Origin of the sequence: Microcystis sp. MC19 (assembly GCF_003019735.1) — a bacterium.
Taxonomy (GTDB): Bacteria; Cyanobacteriota; Cyanobacteriia; order Cyanobacteriales; family Microcystaceae; genus Microcystis.
The window spans coordinates 4,094,500-4,115,145 of record NZ_CP020664.1 but is presented as its reverse complement, the minus strand read 5'-3'; the positions used below and the strand labels follow the sequence as shown (position 1 = coordinate 4,115,145).

Here is a 20,646-nt window from a genome sequence, read left to right as displayed (position 1 = left end):
ACCTAGCTATGTCAAGAAATTTTCAGTAACCTCACAGGAACTTTAAAAAAACTTAACCAAATTTAGAGAATATAGCTATTGGCTATCCCCTTATTACTTCTATATCCTGGGTTATAACTGTTGGGATTATCTGGGCTGCCACCGGTAATGCGATGTTGATATTATTAAGTTGTGTTAATAGCGTAATTTCTATGGTTTTCATAGTCTAAAAACAATGGTTATCCTCTTGTGTGAATAGGAGGAAAATCTAAGCTGGTATCTCCCATTCAGCCGCTCGTAACTAGATAAGAGAAACTGTAGCGATTAATAAGTGCCTAAGCAAAATTAATTACACATTTAAGCTGCTACTCTGTCACTAAACACAGAAAACGGGTTTCTTGAAGAAACCCGTTTTCTTGGGCGACAAACCAGAATTATTCAGGTTTGATTAACTGATTTAAGTAGTCCTGAAAATCTGAGATTGAGTCAAGAGTAATCGCTTGTCTGTGGAGATTTTTTAGAAGAGAAGTGTCTTTAACTTGGCTAATCTCATCAACCAGTTCAGAAGGCACATTCTCAAAGCGAATCTCAAGGGCATCAATGACAGATTCTCGAGCTTTTTGAATCATCCCTTTTTCCATTCCCATTCTTTCAACACTGGTAATATAAGGCATTCGTTTTTCCTCCTCGTACTGATTTAATTCCTGTTGAAACTCTTGTTCTAATTCAGCGGGCAAGCTCATCAGCCAATCGATAAACTTAAAGAGGTTGATAATATCCTCTCGTTGATAACCCTGTTCGTACAACCGTTTAGTTAATGCTAATTTCGCTTCTTTGCGCTTTTTTCGGTTTTGCCGAGTTTCTAAAGCTTGGAGATGCGCCATCACGACTGTAGCAAAAGGATTGCGGTTGGCTGCTAAGTGAGCTTGAGGAAAAAAGAAGGAAACAAAGTCTTCAAAGTAGATTTCTAAGACATCTTTCCAAGGAGTATCAAAATCAGTATTTGGGTTAGTCATTTCAGTTATCAGTTATCAGTTATCAGTTATCAGTTATCAGTTATCTTGAAGCACCGAAGCAATTTTTGTGATATACTGACGCAGAAAAAGGGTTTCTTTGAGAAACCCTTTTTCTCAATTTTAGCGGGTGATGTTAACAATTCTTGCGCTTGCACTTGCTGGCTAATCCTAGGGTTAATAATAGTCCGAAAAGAGTATCAGGTTCGGGAACTTTGGCTATATTAGTAAGCTTGATATTATCAACTAATAAAGCTGAATTGATAGTGTTATCTCCTCCCCCTGTCTTATCCACATCAACTACCCCAAACCCTAAAATATAATTTCCAGTCACCGATATTGGTATCGTGTAGGTTTGATAACCTGTTTCTTTCTTTAAATGGGAAAAAGAGGGATTAACTGGAAAAATAGATTGAATATCCGCCAAAGAATATAAGGTATTATTAAGGGTAAAAAAAGCGAAATCGTTGTAATCTACATTAGCCGCATCTTCATCGGTCAGAAAATTCCAAGAAAAGCTGAAAACATCGCCAGCATTAGCAGTAATAGTCTGTTTGATGGCCGAGCCTTCAATCACCCCTAGATTGCTTAACTCATTAACGGATAAGCCGAGAAATGATTCCAAATCATTAGCATTAGTCAAAGATTGACTGTCATCACAAGCACCGGTAAAAAAACAAGTTTGTAACACTGCTTGATAACTTCCGTTAACTGGTGTAACGCCAAAACTTGAAGTTTCAAGGCTCGTTTGTCCACTGGTATTCCAGTCAGAAAAATTACCAGTTTCAAAACTTCCATTGACAACAGCGGCGGGGGAAGTTTCTGTCGTCGCCACTAACAAACCAGCAACAGTAATTAAGGTTAAAGTTGGGAGTTTAAACATAAACAAACTTGCTCTTCGATGGTATGGGTGTAGATTGTCAATTTGAGAGGGGATTCTCCTGCGTCTATTTTCTGACTTAACTTTGGATGAGAGAATCATTTTCTTCTAGATTGGGTATGCCATTAAGCGTGGCAAAAAGTCCGCCATTACCTAATCCTGCTGTGGCACCATTTTGGTTGTAGAACAGATTACCTGTGGCTAAATTGTAAACGATTTTAGCATTACTAGAACCAACTAAGGCTAGTTCGTTGGCGGCATCGTTAATAGTAGCAAATTCGGCGGCTTGTAAGCTATTGCCAATGGTACTGATAAGAGCATTGAATGAGGTTTTACTCAGGATAATTTTGTCACTTCCTTTAGTAAAGTCACTGATGCTATCAACTCCGAAATCACTGGTATTAAAGATAGCACCACTGCCAAAGAGGAATGAGTCGCTGCCATCGCCGCCGGTGAGAATATCATTTCCTTTTCCACCAATCAGGGTGTCGTTACCGGCGCTACCGATAAGGGTGTCGTTGCCATCTAATCCCTTGAGTAGGTTATTGCCACTGTTACCGGTGATGAGATTATCTAGGTTGTTACCTGTGCCGTCGATGTTGGCGTTACCTGTTAGGGTGATATTTTCGATGTTGACGGTGAGAGTGTAATTTACAGAGGATTTGATGGTGTCTTGTCCTTGGCCAGCATTTTCAATGGCTACGTCGCGGCTGCTATCGACAATGTAGGTGTCGTCACCGGGACCGCCTGCGAGTCGGTCATTTCCTGTGCCACCATCGAGAATATCGTTGCCTTCACCGCCGTTGACGCTATCGTTACCAGCACCAGCATTGATGTGGTCGTCGCCGCTAGTACCGTTGACGGTTTCACTGCTACTGCTACCGTTGATGGCGTTGAGGACGTTGAGGCTAAAGCTATCGTTGGCTTTTTCTCCGGCGGGGTCGCTGGCGATTACTATCAGGTTATAGGTGCCGGAGGCAGTATCGGAGGGGGTGCCACTGAAGGTACGGGTAGCGCTATCAAAGGTGATGCCACTGGGGAGGACTGTTACTATTGCTAGGTTGTAGGTGAGATTATCGCCGTCAATGTCTGTGAAGGTGTTGGCGGGAATGGTGAAGCTGAAGGGTTGATTTTCGGTGGCGGTTTGATTGGCTATTTCCTGTTGTAATGTGGGTGCATCATTGACGGGGTTAACTGTTATGGTGAAGCTATTGTCAACAGTTTTACCGTTAGATGTTCCCCGAATTGTAATATTAGCTATCCCAGATTGATTGTCTTGGTAGTCAAGGGTTAACTGATTGTCAATAATAGTAGCGGTGACTAATCCGGTATTGTCATTGACGAATACTGATTTAACAATTGAAGTCGGGTCATTATCGATGTCGGTGAAGATATTAGTTAAATTAATGACGGTATTAGCTGCATCTTCGTTAACATTGACATCAGTAATGGGATTGAGGACAGTTGGTGCATCATCTACTGGGTTAACTGTGACTAGGAAAGTATTGTCAACAGTTTTACCGTTAGATGTTCCCCGAATTGTAATATTAGCTGTCCCAGATTGATTGTCTTGATAGTCAAGGGTTAACTGATTGTCAACGATGGTAGCGGTGACTAATCCTGTATTGTCATTGACGAATACTGATTTAACAATTGAAGTCGGGTCATTATCGATGTCGGTGAAGATATTAGTTATATCAAGGACGGTATTAGCTGCATCTTCGTTAACATTGACATCAGTAATGGGATTGAGGACAGTTGGTGCATCATCTACTGGGTTAACTGTGACTAGGAAAGTATTGTCAACAGTTTTACCGTTAGATGTTCCCCGAATTGTAATATTAGCTATCCCGGATTGATTGTCTTGATAGTCGAGGGTTAACTGATTGTCAACGATGGTAGCGGTGACTAATCCTGTATTGTCATTGACGAATACTGATTTAACAATTGAAGTCGGGTCATTATCAACGTCACTGAAGATATTAGTTAAATCAAGGACGGTATTAGCTGCATCTTCGTTAACATTGACATCAGTAATGGGATTGAGGACAGTTGGTGCATCATCTACTGGGTTAACTGTGACTAGGAAAGTATTGTCAACAGTTTTACCGTTAGATGTTCCCCGAATTGTAATATTAGCTATCCCGGATTGATTGTCTTGATAGTCGAGGGTTAACTGATTGTCAACGATGGTAGCGGTGACTAATCCTGTATTGTCATTGACGAATACTGATTTAACAATTGAAGTCGGGTCATTATCAACGTCACTGAAGATATTAGTTAAATCAAGGACGGTATTAGCTGCATCTTCGTTAACATTGACATCAGTAATGGGATTGAGGACAGTTGGTGCATCATCTACTGGGTTAACTGTGACTAGGAAAGTATTGTCAACAGTTTTACCGTTAGATGTTCCCCGAATTGTAATATTAGCTATCCCGGATTGATTGTCTTGATAGTCGAGGGTTAACTGATTGTCAACGATGGTAGCGGTGACTAATCCTGTATTGTCATTGACGAATACTGATTTAACAATTGAAGTCGGGTCATTATCAACGTCACTGAAGATATTAGTTAAATCAAGGACGGTATTAGCTGCATCTTCGTCAACATTGACATCTGTAATCGGATTGAGGACGGTTGGTGCGTCATCTACTGGGTTAACTGTGACTAGGAAAGTATTGTCAACAGTTTTACCGTTGGATGTTCCCTGAATCGTAATATTTGCCGTACCAGATTGATTGTCTTGGTAGTCTAGAGTTAATTGATTGTCAAGGATGGTAGCGGTGACTAATCCTGTATTGTCATTGAGGAATACTGATTTAACAATTGAAGTCGGGTCATTATCAACGTCACTGAAGATATTAGTTAAATTAATGACGGTATTGGCTGCATCTTCGTCAACATTGACATCTGTAATCGGATTGAGGACGGTTGGTGCGTCATCTACTGGGTTAACTGTGATGACGAAACTTGTGACACTGATATTACCACCTACTCCATCAGCTACCGTAAAGCTAAAGCTATCACTGGTCGTTTCTCCGCCATTATGAATGTAGGATAGTAAGCCACTATTAATATCGGCTTGGGTAAAGGTCTCATTAACCGCTAAAGTAACTCCATTGCGTTGTAAATTCCCATTTGTCGGAATCGTACTGATGGTAAAAGTTAACTGATCCGCGGTATTATCTGGATCTGTAACAGCAAGCAGACTATTAGAAATAGCAGAATTAGCTCCTTCATCAAGAGTTAAGCCTGCATTGACCGAGATTTGTGGAGGTTGATTAACTGCGCCACCGATTTGTATGGTTGCATCTGCCGTCGTCGGTGCTGCTTCTGTATTACCTGTGTTATCAACTGCAACTGAGTAGAAGGAGTAGGTATGTCCGGCTGTCCCCGTGTAAGTGGCTTCGGTTAACTCAGTATTATTGAGCCAGACTGTATAATTACCGCCATTATCAGAGACATAAATAGTATAAGTTGCCAAAGCTGATCCTGTATCTGTTCCTGTCCACTTAACGGTAAATTCAGGGTTATCCGTCGTGGTGGGTAAAGCATCAACTTGACTGCTAGGTTTATCAACATCAAGGGTGTTGAAAATAGGTGGAGTGCTGATGGGTTCTTCCGTATCGAAGATGATGGTCGCCTCTGCATCGATGACATCTCCTGTTTCAGCCGTGCGACTAGGACGAATGCTATAGGTAACAAAGCCATCGCCTACTCCATCTTCGTTATTGGGAGGTAAGAAGCCGATTAAGGGGTTTTCGGGAGTTTCACCTGTTTCTGGATCGATAGTGGTTAAGGTCCAGAAAGCTTCGCCTTTTTGGATGTCAATACCAGCAAAAACATCAACCAAGAAGCCATGTTCTTCCGTTAAATCCACACGCTGATTGTAGAAAGAGCGGTTTTCAGGAACATTAAAGGTTAAACCACTCCAACCGAAACTACCTAAGCGGAAGGTACGGAAATCAACGTCAGAGTCTAAGGGATGGGTAATGTAAACAGTTTGAGCAGGTGCAGTCGCACTGGCTTGGTTTTCAAAGCGAATGGTATAGGGAAGGGTTTGCGAGGCAATCCATTTTTCATCGCCAAATCCTGCTGGTCCTACGATATCGTTGGGATCGGAGGGACGGATGATAGGTACAGATTGATCGTTTAACCAATCCCAGAGATCGAGTAAATCTTGTGGCAGAGATAGAGGATTAAAAATATCGATGATTTCCCCTGCTGTTTCAGCCCAGAAATTATCTGGAAACAACTGGCTAGCCCAATAAGAAGCTGTCAGCCCTGCCGCAATACTAGCAACAACTTCAACTGAGGCTGAGCCTCTTTGTCTTTGTCTAAAACCATGGCCACCTTCTCGACCTTGAGCATGAATGTGGGTTTCCCCTAATTCAGTTTCATTAAATCCATTAGTTTTTTGGCGTATCTTAGATATGTCTTCAGCAGGAGCAACTAAACCATCTCTCTTCCCTAGATTTCTCAAAGCATCTGCTGCTTCGTCATAATTTTCAAAACTTTCTTCACCAACACCACGTAATTTTTTAAATACTTGACCTCGTTTTTTTTCAATTACTGCTTCTACAATTTTGACAAAAATTTTACCTTTTCCATATCCAGATAAATCGATAAAATTAATAGGATCATTTTCGACGTAATTATATAAATTTAATCCTCCCTTAATTCCCATTGGATCTGGATTAGTAAAACGACCATCAGAGGGAGCATAATAACGCGCTCGCATGAAATTGAGTCCATTCTCTTCGTCCATCACCCCCCATTGCCCAACATATTCAAAGGGGTTAGTCACCGTCTCAACTTTGCTTAAATCTTCCCCAAATGGCAGATAGTGATAGCGATTAAGATAACTACCTGTAGCCCCGGTCAAGCCAACAGTTGAGCCAATGGCATCGCTGTCATAGTAGTAAGCAGTATTGGTTCCATCCACGCGACCTACTAATCCTAATCCATAGGTGTAATTAGCAAGCAAGTTTCCTGAATTATCATACTCACTTACCACATCTACCAATCCTGCTGGATCGATTAAATATTCGGTTCTTTCACCATCAAAAATACTGGCAATCCGATTTCCTAAAGCATCATATTCATAAATCCAATTGCCATCAGAGTTCGTTACACTAATCAGACGATTTTCTACATCATATATAAAGCTAGAAGTCAACCCATTTTCAATTTTACTAATTAAATTGCCATCGGAATCGTAGCTATAGGTTGTGCTGCCAACAGAAGTATATTGGTTGAGGTTATTAGTATTGTAGTTGTTCGTAACTCCACTATCTTGAACAGAAATACGATTACCCGCCGCGTCATAGCGATATTCAATTGTGCGTCCATTAGACAGAATCACAGACGTTAATTGACCAATGCCATCATATCCATAAGTCGTTGTTCCATCTAAGGTCGTCATGCTGGTACGGCGACCCATTGTATCGTAATTGTACTCGAAGCTTGAGTTAATAGTTCCATCTCCAGAATAGTTAACCAGACTCACGAGTTGTCCAGCATCATCATAGTCATACGTCGTATAGGTTTCATTTCCGTTATCTTCACGGATTAAACGTCCCACTGTGTCATAGGTATAGGTAACAATGGTGACATCATTACCATCGCTTAAACGAGATAATTGACCATTATTGTCGTAGCTATAGTTAGTAGTAAAGCCATTGTGATCTACCATCTGACTACGACGACCCGCCGTATCATAGCTAAACTCCAGTAAGCGTCCGTCTCCGTCTGTTACCTTTGTAAGTTGGTCGGTTGTATCGTAGGTATAAGTAATACTGCTATCAGAATCAGTAGCTGAGAGAAGATTGCCCCGACTATCGTAAGTATAATTAGCACTAGACCCATCAGCATAATCCTTACGGGTTAATAATCCTTGATTATTATAAGTGTATTGAATAGTTTGGTTGCGACGATTAACGGATAAAATAATATTACCTTGACTATCAAGCGTGAAAGTTTCTTGACTACCATCTGCATAAGTAATCGCCGTTAAATTCCCTCGAGTATCGTAGTCATAGGTAAGGAGATTACCTCGTTGATCCTGGATCGCTGTTAGGTTACTAAACTGAGATTCGTAAGTAAATTCAACTTTCTGACCCAAAGCATCAACACTTTTTATTAAATTGTTGTGACTATCATAGGCAAAACTCGATATCGTTCCATCACTAGCAATTTCTTGAATTAAATTACCTTTTTCATCATAAAGATATTGAGTAATTCTTCTAAGTGCATCTTCAGAATAATTAGTTAGCCCTAATTCATTCAGTACCAATTTAGAAACTTTTCCTGCTGCATCAGTTATGATTATTCCTGTACTGGTGTCATAGCCATAACTAATTTGAGGAACGCCATTGAGACTTTCTTGAGTTAAACGTCCTTGATTATCATAACTAAACTCTGTAATTGTCCCATCTGGTAAAGTAATAGAAACCAAAGCATTTTGTTTGGCTAAATCAATACTATTATTGTAAGTGTAAGAGATGGTTCCTTGAAAATTTGTAACACTTAACAGATGTTCTCCTGTTTCATTGTAAGCATAAGTTGTTACTTGACCTGTTGCATCGGTTAATTGACTAATACGTCCCTGACTATTGTAGTCTAACGTCAAGCGATCGCCGTTAGAATGGTTGATACTGGTCAGGCGTTCATTGGTATAACCTACAGTAATTCGATTTTGGTTCGGGTCTTCAAGATAATCCAGTTTGCCGTTGACACGAAACGCTAAAATTGTTCCATCAGATTCCCGTAACTGGTAACTATTCCCTACCAGCGCTAGAGTAGCATTGTCTCCGGGTTGACCTATATAACTGCCGTCGGCTTGCCGTTCAAAGAGACGAATATTCCCCGACTCCTGAATCGTAACCGTTCCTTCGGTATCGGCAGTGGCAGTAATATCCCAAAGGTGTGTCCAGCCATAGCCCAAAGCTCCTAATTTGAGTCGTCCGTCAAAGGAAGATTGGAAGAAGCGTACAAAACTTAGATCCAATCCAGGACTAGGTATACTTGCATCAAGAATACTCGTTAAATTTTTGCCTAACAAAGTACTACTAGCTTGTTGAATCTCTGCGGCAATTAGTTGAGATGCGTTAGAGATAGAGCTCCCCAATTGACTAAATGTATTGGCATTATCGGCGAGCGCAGCAACATATTCTTGAGGGGTTGTACCCACAGAGGCAATAAAGTTATTCCAAATGCCTTCCCATGCTTCATCAGAAATAAAGTTAGGGCGGGAATTATCTTTAATCTCGGACCAATCTAAGGGTTGTTCCCCTGCCGAAAGACTCCGTAAGTTTAGATTAACTTCTCCCGTACTAACCGTAGGCTGAAAAACGAGTGATAAAGTCCCGCGTTCTCCAGGCGATAAGATTCCGGCTGGACCTTCTGAACCAACGGCAAGGAATTGATAACTATCACTTGAACTGCCATCAGATAATTGTAAATTAGCGTTAAGTGTACTGAGAACGAGCAAGGGACTGACAATATCGGTTTCTCCGGCATTAGCATAGTTAATCGTCACGATTCCTGCTTGTCCTGGACGTAAAGCACTGGGAAGGTTTAATTGGGTTTCCAGACTGCCTTCGTCCCCTACCGTTACCGTGAACCCATCATCTAAAACAGCAGTCTGAGTAGCATTATTGACCTTGACATCATAAGCTCCTGTACTTAGTCCTTGTAAGTCAAAAGTTGCCCATAATTCAGTGCTATTTTTCCACCAGATTTTACTAGCTTGCCGTTGTGTGCCATCCGCTCCAATTAAACTAGCAACATCGTTGGGAGTGAATTTTGCACCCGAAATTCTGACAGTAGTTTGTCCTTTGTTACTACCGAGATTTGTTCCCAAATCGGTAATAGAATATTCTAAAACATCGGCTCTGATGCTATAGCTAGGCGCATCACCGATTACATTATCCCCGTAGGCAAGAACATAATAAGTTCCGCCACGAGTACTAGATATAACTATTTCTTGATCAGGCGAAAAGGGTTGGGAATAACCGATATCAAACTGACCGCGACTCGGTATATCTCCATAACGGATATAAAGCTCATTCGCCGCCGCAGTAGATTGACTATCAAAATTCAGTAACAGCGTCTCTCCTGCTGGTACATCAACCCGATAATAAACTGACTGTCCTTGTCCTAAAGTCCCTGTATCAGGCGTACCTAATTCTAAGGACTCGACATCAACAGCAAAGTCATCTAAAGAAGCCCCAATATTATTCGCTTCATTAGATTCTGGTATGTAGTTGCGGATATCACTGCGAACAATTACATAGTAATCTCCGGTTGCTATTCCTGGTAAAGCAGCGGTTACTGTCTTGCTATAGCTTCCGCCTCCAGCAACTGGTCCTGTTTGGGAAACACGACCGAAGAAAGCATCATTGACATCCCATTGATTATCGCGAGAAAGATAGATTGTATCTTCCCAAGTGCCGATCGCCTCATTCGTGCTTTGATTGTTTACGGTATAACTAATTGTGGCATTTTGACCAGGAGTTCCATTGACAGGAATAGTAATTGTCCCTACTACTAAATCAACCGGAGGCGGCAAAATTATTTCCGTTGAGAATCCGTCATAATTAACATTATTGATCTCTCCTAACCGTTCATAAACAGCATTACCGCCGTCCGTCACCACGAAAGCGTAAAAACGTCCCCCTAAGCCTCGCGGTATGTTAAAAGATTGAGTTGCAGTATAACTATCTCCTGCATTTAATCCCCCCGTATGGTTGCGATAGCCTAAATAAATATCACTGGTGCGATCGAATACTTGGTCGCGGGATAGATAAACGGCATCATACCAACTTTGACCCGTATTGGCATCATTATTAACAACCGTCCAAGTCAAACTCAGAGATTGTCCGGCAATTCCCTGTTCCGGCGCATCGACAGAAGTAACGGCAAGATCAGCAGAAGGAGCGGGGGTAATCGGTAGAGTTCCAGTTCCCGAACCGCCTCCACTGGTACTATCGCTGGCTAAAACGTTATTATTCTCAAATGTACCTTCAATAACGTTATTATCCCGGTCAGTTTGCACCAGAACATAGTAACTACCGTTCAAATTAACAGGAAGGGAGAAAGTACCCGTGGCACTATAACTTGCTGATGGCTCTAAGGCTCCTGAACGATAAACCGACCCTAAATTAATGTCATCACCGCTGACATTTTTATCTAAAGACAAATAAACCTGATCGTACCAATAATTGCTATTAGTCCGTCCTACCCCCAAATTCGCCACCGTCCAATTGAGGGTCAGCGGCTGTCCCGGGGTCACAGTATTTGGCAGAGTAATGCTAGTAACTTGGAGATCGGGAGTATCACGAGAGATGGTGAGGGGAAAAGCACTAGAGGCATTATTTCCCTCATTGCTACCTTCATAAACGCTATTAGCCGAATCAGTGACGACAAATAGCTGATAATTGCCTTCTAAGGTAAAGGGTAAGATAACACTTTCAGTCCGACTGTAGGTACCATTGGGAGCTAAAAGTCCGGTGCGGGTGAAGCTGGCGAGGGTCAGATCATCTGCATCCCCTAAAACCTCATCGTTAGAAACTACAAGGCGATCGCTCCAACTGTTAACAATGGTATCCCCAGTTCCCTGGTTTTTCACTGTCCATTGCACTTGAATTGTCTTACCAGCTTCTCCCGTAGTTGGAATAATTGCTTCAGTGACAACTAAATCCGCCGGTTGGGAAACAATTTGTACTTGATTGATACTTTGAGTGACGTTATTAACATTATCTAATTCAAATACTTGATCGCCGCTATCGGTCACACCAAAGACGTAGTAGGTGCCAGTTAAGGTATTGGGTAAGGCAAAGTTAGCGGTACGATCATAACCATCACCTGGATAAAGAACGCCATACTGGCCGACACTACCCAAATTAATGTCCGTTGCCGTATTTAGTTGATTATCGCTGGAAAGATAGAAGGTATCGGTCCAATAATAATTCGGGGTTTCTGTGGCTCCAAAGTTAGTGACTCGATAACTGATGCTTAAACTGCTACCAGAACGAGCATTGCTCGGAATCGTTAAGGATTCAAACTCTAAATCTGGTGGCGGCGTTAGGGTAATGTTCGTTGCTGTGGTGTCGTAGCCACTATTGTTATTCTCAAAAACGTGCTCATAAACGTTGTTATAGATGTCGCTTTGGACAAAGAAGAAGAAACTTCCCGCCACACCAATGGGTAAATTAACTGTCGCTGAACCGGTATAATTTTCACCGGCATTTAACGCACCACTATGATAGAAATCTCCCAAAAAGCGATCGCCTGCATCTAAAGTTGCATCCTCCGACATCAACACGCGATCATACCAAGCTGTTTCTAAAGTACGTCCTGTACCAGCATTAGTGACAGTCCAACTCAGGTTCATTGGTTGTCCTGAGAAGGCTCCATTAGGAGCATTAACCGCCGTTACTTGTAAATCGGGGGGTGGAGTTAAATTAACATCCGTCGGCCCACCAGATCCCCAATTATCTCCTTCATTACCAACTTCGGTAACGTAGTTATAAACATCAGTTTGTACAAGGAAATAGTAATTGCCATCAATACCGCGAGGTAGGGTTACGGTTAAGCTGTTGCTATAACTATCATCCGGGTTGAGATAACTAGGATTAACTGCGTCTCCTAAATAGGTATCAGCATCGTCATAAGCAGTATCGAGAGACAAATAAACTCGATCATACCAAACAGGCGCATTAGTGGCACCAGTACCGACATTTTTCACTGTCCATTGTACGACGGTTTCTTGACTGGAAAAAGCCGTCGATGGTGCAGTTACCCCGGTAACTTGTAGATTGGGAACCGGAGCAAGTTGTAGGGAAATCGGACGATCATCTGTAGTAGTATTGTTCGATTCGTTCTGCGTTCCTTCAGCAAGTTGTCCGTAAAAATCGGTCGTTACAACCACTCGATAGTTACCAGTTAAACTGAGGGGAACGCTGTAGGATTGAGTCCGATTTAAGGAGGCTCCGGCGGCCAAGCTACCTGAATATTCAAAAATTCCGACATACTGGGTGGAATTGGTCGCCGTATTAACTAAAGACACATAATCATACCAAGTTCCTTCTGCGGTTGCTGCTCCTTGGTTTTTGACAGTCCAATTGATCTCAATTGGTTGTCCAGACAAGGATTCAACTGGTGCGGTAATATCACTTACTACTAAGTCGGGAGCATTGAGATTAATGGCGACAGCACGAGTATTGTTAGTCTCGTTAGTTTCCCCTTGACCTCCCGAACCATCAGCGACAAAGATTAAATAACGGTTTCCTGTGGCAAAGTTGGGGAGGTTGATATTGCGAGTAATGCTGTAACTTGCACCGGCGGCTAATGGTGTTTGAGTGGAGATTAATTCTTGGGTGATGTAAGTGTCAGCATTAGCATCAAAAATAGCATCGTTGGAGAGGTAAATGCGATCATACCAATCAGTGGGAGCGGCGCTTGTCCCTTGGTTTTGTACTGTCCAAGAAACTTCAATACTCTTACCGACTGTTCCGGTTGCAGGTGCGGAAGCATTAGAAACAATTAAATCGGGAGCGGTTAAAGTGATAGGAACCGCAGTCAGGTTATTATTTTCATTTATTTCCCCTTGATAATTGTCTCGATCAGTAACAAAGAGTAAATATTGATTACCGGGGGTAAAACTAGGTAAGGTGACATTCTTGCTGATAGTATAACTTGCACCAGTAGCTAAAGGCGTTTGTGTCGCTATCCATTCGGAAGTAACTTGAACGTCATTGCTATCTAAAGTTTGGTTACTGGAGAGGTAAACTCGATCATACCAATCCTGACTTGCTGCTCCCGTACCGTTATTAGTGACAGTCCAAGTTAATTCAACTGTTTCCCCTAAAATGGCACTTGTCGGAGCATTTGTTGCTGTAACTTGGAGGTCGGAAGCGGAAATATTAATTGGTAGGGAATAGACGTTGTTATTTTCGTCTGTCTCACCTTGATAGTTATAGTTATCAGCCTTGAAGAGCAAATAGCGATCGCCAGTAGCGGTACTGGGTAAGGTAACATTGAGGGTGCGGCTATAGGTTGCTCCGGCTGCTAGGGGAGTAAATGAACCTTGCCAAACTTCTGTCAGATAAGTATCATCGCTATTACCGAAGATTTGGTCAGTAGAAATCACAACCCTGTCGTACCAATCAGCATTAGCCGCAACAGTTCCTTGATTCTTCACATCCCAAGTAACGCTAATCGTTGCACCTACAGTTACCGATGCTGGTGCAGTGGCATTTGAGACAATTAAATCTGGTGCATCTATGCGGATAGGAATGGCACGATCATTATTATTTTCGTCCGTTTCTCCCTGTGCATTATTGCCATCTGCTCGGACAATTAAGTAACCATTGCCAACGAAGTTTATTTGATTAGGTAAGGTAATATTTTCGGTTTTGCTATAGCTTCCTCCGACGGCAACGGGAGTTTGTGCGGCGGCTGAAATACTGGTAATGAAGGTATCAGAACCGTCATAAGTATCATTACTTGACCAGTAAATATAATCAGTCCAATCGGCAGGAGCTTCTACTGTTCCCTGGTTCTGTACTGTCCAAGAAAGGCTGACTGTTCCTCCTAATGCTCCTGACTCTGGTGCCGTAGCATTACTAACAATTAAATCCGGCGAACCAATAGTAATGGGAATAGCTTGACTGTAGTTGTTGTTTTCGTTGGTTTCTCCTTGATAATTATAGGCATCAGCGCGGAAAAAGATGTAATAATTTCCTGGGGTAACATTGGGTAAGTTAATACTGCGATTGATCGTGTATGAACCGTCCGCTATCAAGGGGGTTTGAGTGCTTATTGGTTGGTCAATAATGTAAATATCATTACCATTACCAGGGATATTATCAGGAGAGAGATAGATAACATCATACCAATCTGCCGGTGCATCTGTCGTACCCTGATTTTTCACCGTCCATGATACATTGATCGCTCCATTCACAACCCCGCTACTGGGTGCAGTTGCTCCAGATATGATTAAGTCTGGCGCACCTAAAGTGATAGGAACAGCATAAGTATTATCGTTTTCGTTCGTTTCTCCTTGTTGGTTGTAGTAGGAGTAAGAGTATTGATCCGTAACAAAGATCAAATATTTATCACCGGTGCCTGCATAATTAGGAATAGAAATATTTTGGGTATCTGTATAACTTGTGTTAGCGGCGAGGGGACTTCTTGCAGCTTCCCAGAAAGCAGTAATCCATGTATCTCCACTATCCCAAGTCTGATCATTAGACAGATAAACTGAATCATACCAATCAGCATTCGCGGAAACAGTTCCATTATTTAGTACCGTCCACGAAACTGATATAGCTCCCCCTAAAATACCAGTGCTAGGCGCAGTCGCACTGGTAATAGTCAAATTTGGTGCAGCAATATCAATCGCCTGAGTATAGACGTTATCGTTTTCGTTGGATTCTGTTTGGTAGTTGTAAGCATCTGTCTTAAATAGTAAGTACCCACTTCCTATCGCCTGGCCGGGTAAGGTAACGTTACGACTTACTGTGTAGGTTTCATTGGGTTCTAAGGGTAAGCCGTAGCTACTGGAGATATATTCATAACTAATGACTGTAACATCATCACTATCCCCATAGATATTATTCTTGGAAAAAACTACCTGGTCATACCAGTAGGAACTTCCTGTAGTAACAGAACTGTCATTTTTCCCCGTCCAAGATAGGGTAAGACTCTGACCAGCAGTAGCCGTAGTGGGAGCGGTGACATTAGTAATAATTAAATTGGGTGCAGCAATATCAATCGCCTGAGTATAAACGTTATCGTTTTCGTTGGATTCTGTTTGGTAGTTGTAAGCATCTGTCTTAAATAGCAAATAGCCATTACCTACTGCATTACTGGGTAAGGTGATGGTACTACTTGCTGTATAGGTTTCATTCGGTTCTAAGGGTAATCCGTTGCTACTAGAGATATATTGTTGATTAAGATAAATATCATCACTATCCCCATAGATGTCATTGGTGGAGAAGACTACTTGGTCATACCAGTAGTAACTTCCCGTAGTAACAGAACTGTCATTTTTCCCCGTCCAGGATAGGGTAATAGTCTGACTAGCAGTAGCAGTAGTCGGTGCTGTTACTTCAGTAATAATTAAATTGGGTACAGCAATATCAATCGCTTGAGCATAAACGTTATCGTTTTCGTTGGATTCTGTTTGGTAGTTGTAAGCATCTGTCTTAAATAGTAAGTACCCACTTCCTATCGCCTGGCCGGGTAAGGTAACGTTACGACTTACTGTGTAGGTTTCATTGGGTTCTAAGGGTAAGCCGTAGCTACTGGAGATATATTCATAACTAATGACTGTAACATCATCACTATCCCCATAGATGTCATTGGTGGAGAAGACTACTTGGTCATACCAGTAGTAACTTCCCGTAGTAACAGAACTGTCATTTTTCCCCGTCCAAGATAGGGTAAGACTCTGACCAGCAGTAGCCGTAGTGGGAGCGGTGACATTAGTAATAATTAAATTGGGTGCAGCAATATCAATCGCCTGAGTATAAACGTTATCGTTTTCGTTGGATTCTGTTTGGTAGTTGTAAGCATCTGTCTTAAATAGTAAGTACCCACTTCCTACTGCATTACTGGGTAAGGTGACACTGGTATTAACCGTATAGGTTTCATTCGGTTCTAAGGGTAATCCGTTGCTACTAGAGATATATTGTTGATTAAGATAAATATCATCACTATCCCCATAGATGTCATTGGTGGAGAAGACTACCTGGTCATACCAGTAGTAACTTCCCGTAGTAACAGAACTGTCATTTTTCCCCGTCCAGGATAGGGTAATAGTCTGACTAGCAGTAGCCGTAGTCGGTGCTGTTACTTCAGTAATAATTAAATTGGGTGCAGCAATATCAATCGCCTGAGTATAAACGTTATCGTTTTCGTTGGATTCTGTTTGGTAGTTGTAAGCATCTGTCTTAAATAGCAAATAGCCATTACCTACTGCATTACTGGGTAAGGTGACACTGGTATTAACCGTATAGGTTTCATTCGGTTCTAAGGGTAAGCCATAATAGCTGTCAATATAGTAGTACCAGGTTAGGGAAATATCATCACTATCCCCATAGATGTCATTGGTGGAGAAGACTACCTGATCATACCAGTAGGAACTTCCTGTAGTAACAGAACTGTCATTTTTCCCCGTCCAGGATAGGGTAATAGTCTGACTAGCAGTAGCCGTAGTCGGTGCTGTTACTTCAGTAATAATTAAATTGGGTGCAGCAATATTAATCGCCTGAGTATAAACGTTATCGTTTTCGTTGGATTCTGTTTGGTAGTTGTAAGCATCTGTCTTAAATAGCAAATAGCCATTACCTACTGCATTACTGGGTAAGGTGATGGTACTACTTGCTGTATAGGTTTCATTCGGTTCTAAGGGTAATCCGTTGCTACTAGAGATATATTGTTGATTAAGATAAATATCATCACTATCCCCATAGATGTCATTGGTGGAGAAGACTACCTGATCATACCAGTAGGAACTTCCCGTAGTAACAGAACTGTCATTTTTCCCCGTCCATGATAGGGTAATAGTCTGACTAGCAGTAGCCGTAGTCGGTGCTGTTACTTCAGTAATAATTAAATTGGGTTGACTAATGACTATAGGAATACTATATATATTATCCGTATCATCGGTTTCTGCTTGATAATTATATTGATCCGTCTTCAGCAATAAATAGCCACTCGTAGCAGCTATATAACTAGGCAAGGTAACATTGCCCGTCATTGTATAAGTTTCATCGGGATCTAAAGGTACGTTGCTATTAGATGAATCAATCCAAAAGTTATTTATATAATAGTCATTATCATTGCCCCAGATGTTATCAGAAGAATAGACAATGCCATCGCTCCAAGAACTCCATGGGGTGGTAACTGTACCTTGATTTTTAACCGTCCAATTCACGGTGAAAGACTGTTCTAAACCCACATTAGTAGGAGCAGTAGCCTCAGTAATCATTAAATTGGGTAACTCTCCCGTTAGGGTGATAGAGGGAGAAAATTCTGAGGTGTTGCCATCGGGATTAGTTGCTGTGCCAGTAATATAGCTATACAGTCTCTCGGCAGACAAGGAAAGGGTAAAATCAGCACGACCATTATCATCCGTAGTCACAGTGATATAGGTACGGTAATCCTCTCCTTCTCCGTTACCACTAGCATCCTGTGTACGATTAGCAAAAATTTCAATCCTGTATTCCTTATTGGCTTCACTATCTAGATAACCCATCAAGGTGGCTGTTCCTGCGACAACTTCAGCAGAGGTGAAAACGGGATAGTTTTGTAAAGCATTCGCTCCTGTATCGCTATCACCTTCATCATTAACGGTGACTCCATCCCGTCCTAAATCAATCCCTAAACCATAATTCTCATAGATACTATTGCCTTGAATAGTATTTTTCTGAGAATTATCTACGGAAATGCCGTTAGAGTTGTTATGGTTGATGGTATTTCCTGTAATTGAATTACCTTGTGCCTCTTCTTGGATACTCATCCCCTCGGCATTATTAAACAGAGAATTACCTGTAATTTGATTACCTGTGGCATCGGCTCCGCGAATAACAACACCGGTCGATTGATTATAATAGATGTGATTGCCTTGCACGAGGGTATTTTTTGCTCCAGCTAAATCAATCCCATCATCCCCGTTACCTAAAAAATAGTAGCCTTGGCTGCTAGTACCAATCCAGTTACTGAGTATTTGATTATTATTGGCGATATTTCCATAGGACAATACACTTACGCCGGTGTTAGTATTGCCAGCAATAATGTTTTTGTCAATAATATTATTGGAACCGTTAACTATCTCGACTCCAACCCCATTAGGACGGGATGAAGTTCCCGATGAATCAAGACCAATGTAATTATTAACGACTCGGTTATCAATTGCAGTTTCACCATTAATTAATACACCTGGTTTTCCTGTGTTACCAGAGATAATATTCCTTTCACTGGTAGTCGCTCCCCCAATCAGATTATTGGCAGATTCAATTAAAATACCCCCTTCTCCATTGCCAAAGAAAAATTGGCCAGCCAATCCCTCAAGATTGTTGCCAATTTCGCTAATAATATAATTAACTCCGCCAATATAATTACCTTGAATAATATTATTACCTTGGTCAGTTAATTGTATTCCATAGCCACTAAACTGAGTAATAATTAAGCCACGGACGGTACTGTCACCAGCACTAATAACTAGACCTGAGACTGCTTGATCTGGTTGATAATAAGTAAGATAATAACCACTAATTTGAATGATCGGCGTTCCCGCGTATCCCGGTTGACTGGTACCATCAATCAAGACAGGGGATGTAATTTCTGGCAAAGCCGATAAGGGAGTTATGGTATTTGTATAGTATCCACCCTCACCAATATTAAATACAATGGTATCTGTACCCGGATTATTATTAGACTCAGTTATTGCCCACCTTAGAGAACCTTCCCCATCGTCGTTGGTATTAGTAACTGTGTAAGTAGTTCCCGGATTATTAGTAATAGCAAAGCGAGCAAAACCCAATCCTGGACTACGAATACCTTCACCATTGAGAGGTACGACATTACCGTAATCATCTGAAACAGTCAGAGTATCCCCCTGGGTAACATACAGATAGCCATTTAGATAAACAGCGCCACTACCTTTCCCAATATTGAACGGCACATCAGGAAGGGTTTCTAACCAGCCATTTGCCCCCACTTTAGCAAAGTTACGATTGTTAATTAAACCCCGTCCTTCATTAAAAGGCCAACCATCTGTACTGGTTTCTCCTCTTAATAGATACAAGTCTCCATTAACTGCGGTGACAGAGTTACCCCATAAACTTGTCCCAGTACCGCTATTTGTCCAGCCTAAATCATTTTTCAGTGAGTAAATTAAGGTGCTTTGGGAGGCTAAAGGCGATTCACCATTGGGAGTAGAAGTCAAGAAGCTTCCTCCCGGATAAGCGAAGTCATCATGAGTCCACATCACCAATTGATCGCCACTGAGGTGATATAACCGATCATTAGTTGTATTGTACTCCCAATCTCCATTACGGGGAAAATGCTCCCCGGCAAAACTCCAATTAGGGGTTAATTGGGTATGAGTTCCACCACCACCAACATTATCAGTACGAGCAAAATTGTAATCTCCTCCTCCTGTATGATGGAGAATTACTGGTTCTTCATTGACATCTAGCCCAAGGACTCCGGCATTAACATTAATTAATGGCGAATCTTCACTGGTACTGGTTTTTTCCCATTCCTGCGTCCAAGTACCGCTAGTACCGGTGCTTAAATCGTAGGAATAGAGAGCCGCTATTTGTGGACCTGAGCGGAATTGGTAGTAATATAATTTATTGCCCGCCACAAACAGAGGATTAACTAAATTACCGGCGGAGAAAGCATCCCCCGACACCCCTTCACCATTTAATATCGGCAAATCTTCCCAGGTATCGGTTGCGGGATTATAGCGAGCAAAACGGACAGAACCGTTAGCAATACCTAGATTTTCTAAACTTTCCCCGCTCTCATCGCTCAAATTACTATTTAAGTCAATATAATCATCATTGCCATCGCCGCTAAAATCGGCGGCATAGACATAAGTTCCGTCAGTGGCGAGACCGCCACCAGCACTAACTCCGTAGTCGAAAGGTACTGCCGCTAATTGTTCCCAACCCAATTCCTGAACCATCGAAGAAGAGGTGGCAGTTGCTGTTTCCTGTACTGACAGAGGATTACTCATATCCTTAGCTCTAA

The 20,646-nt window shown here is 41.7% G+C and carries 3 protein-coding genes; all 3 read right to left on the bottom strand.

The features are described from left to right. Positions 1–413: 413 nt before the first annotated feature. Positions 414–995 carry a hypothetical protein gene (locus B5D77_RS20990; RefSeq protein ID WP_008196297.1) on the bottom strand — a complete coding sequence of 194 codons (582 nt, stop codon included), beginning with the start codon at positions 993–995 and terminating at the stop codon, positions 414–416. Between the two features lie 133 nt (positions 996–1,128). Next, the gene (locus B5D77_RS20985; RefSeq protein WP_106909581.1) at positions 1,129–1,875 is read right to left on the bottom strand and encodes a PEP-CTERM sorting domain-containing protein; all 747 of its coding nucleotides are present in this window, start codon (positions 1,873–1,875) and stop codon (positions 1,129–1,131) included. Between the two features lie 76 nt (positions 1,876–1,951). Beyond that, positions 1,952–20,632: a CARDB domain-containing protein gene (locus tag B5D77_RS25990; protein WP_159036982.1), complete on the bottom strand. Its 18,681-nt coding sequence runs from the start codon at positions 20,630–20,632 to the stop codon at positions 1,952–1,954. Positions 20,633–20,646: the final 14 nt, after the last annotated feature.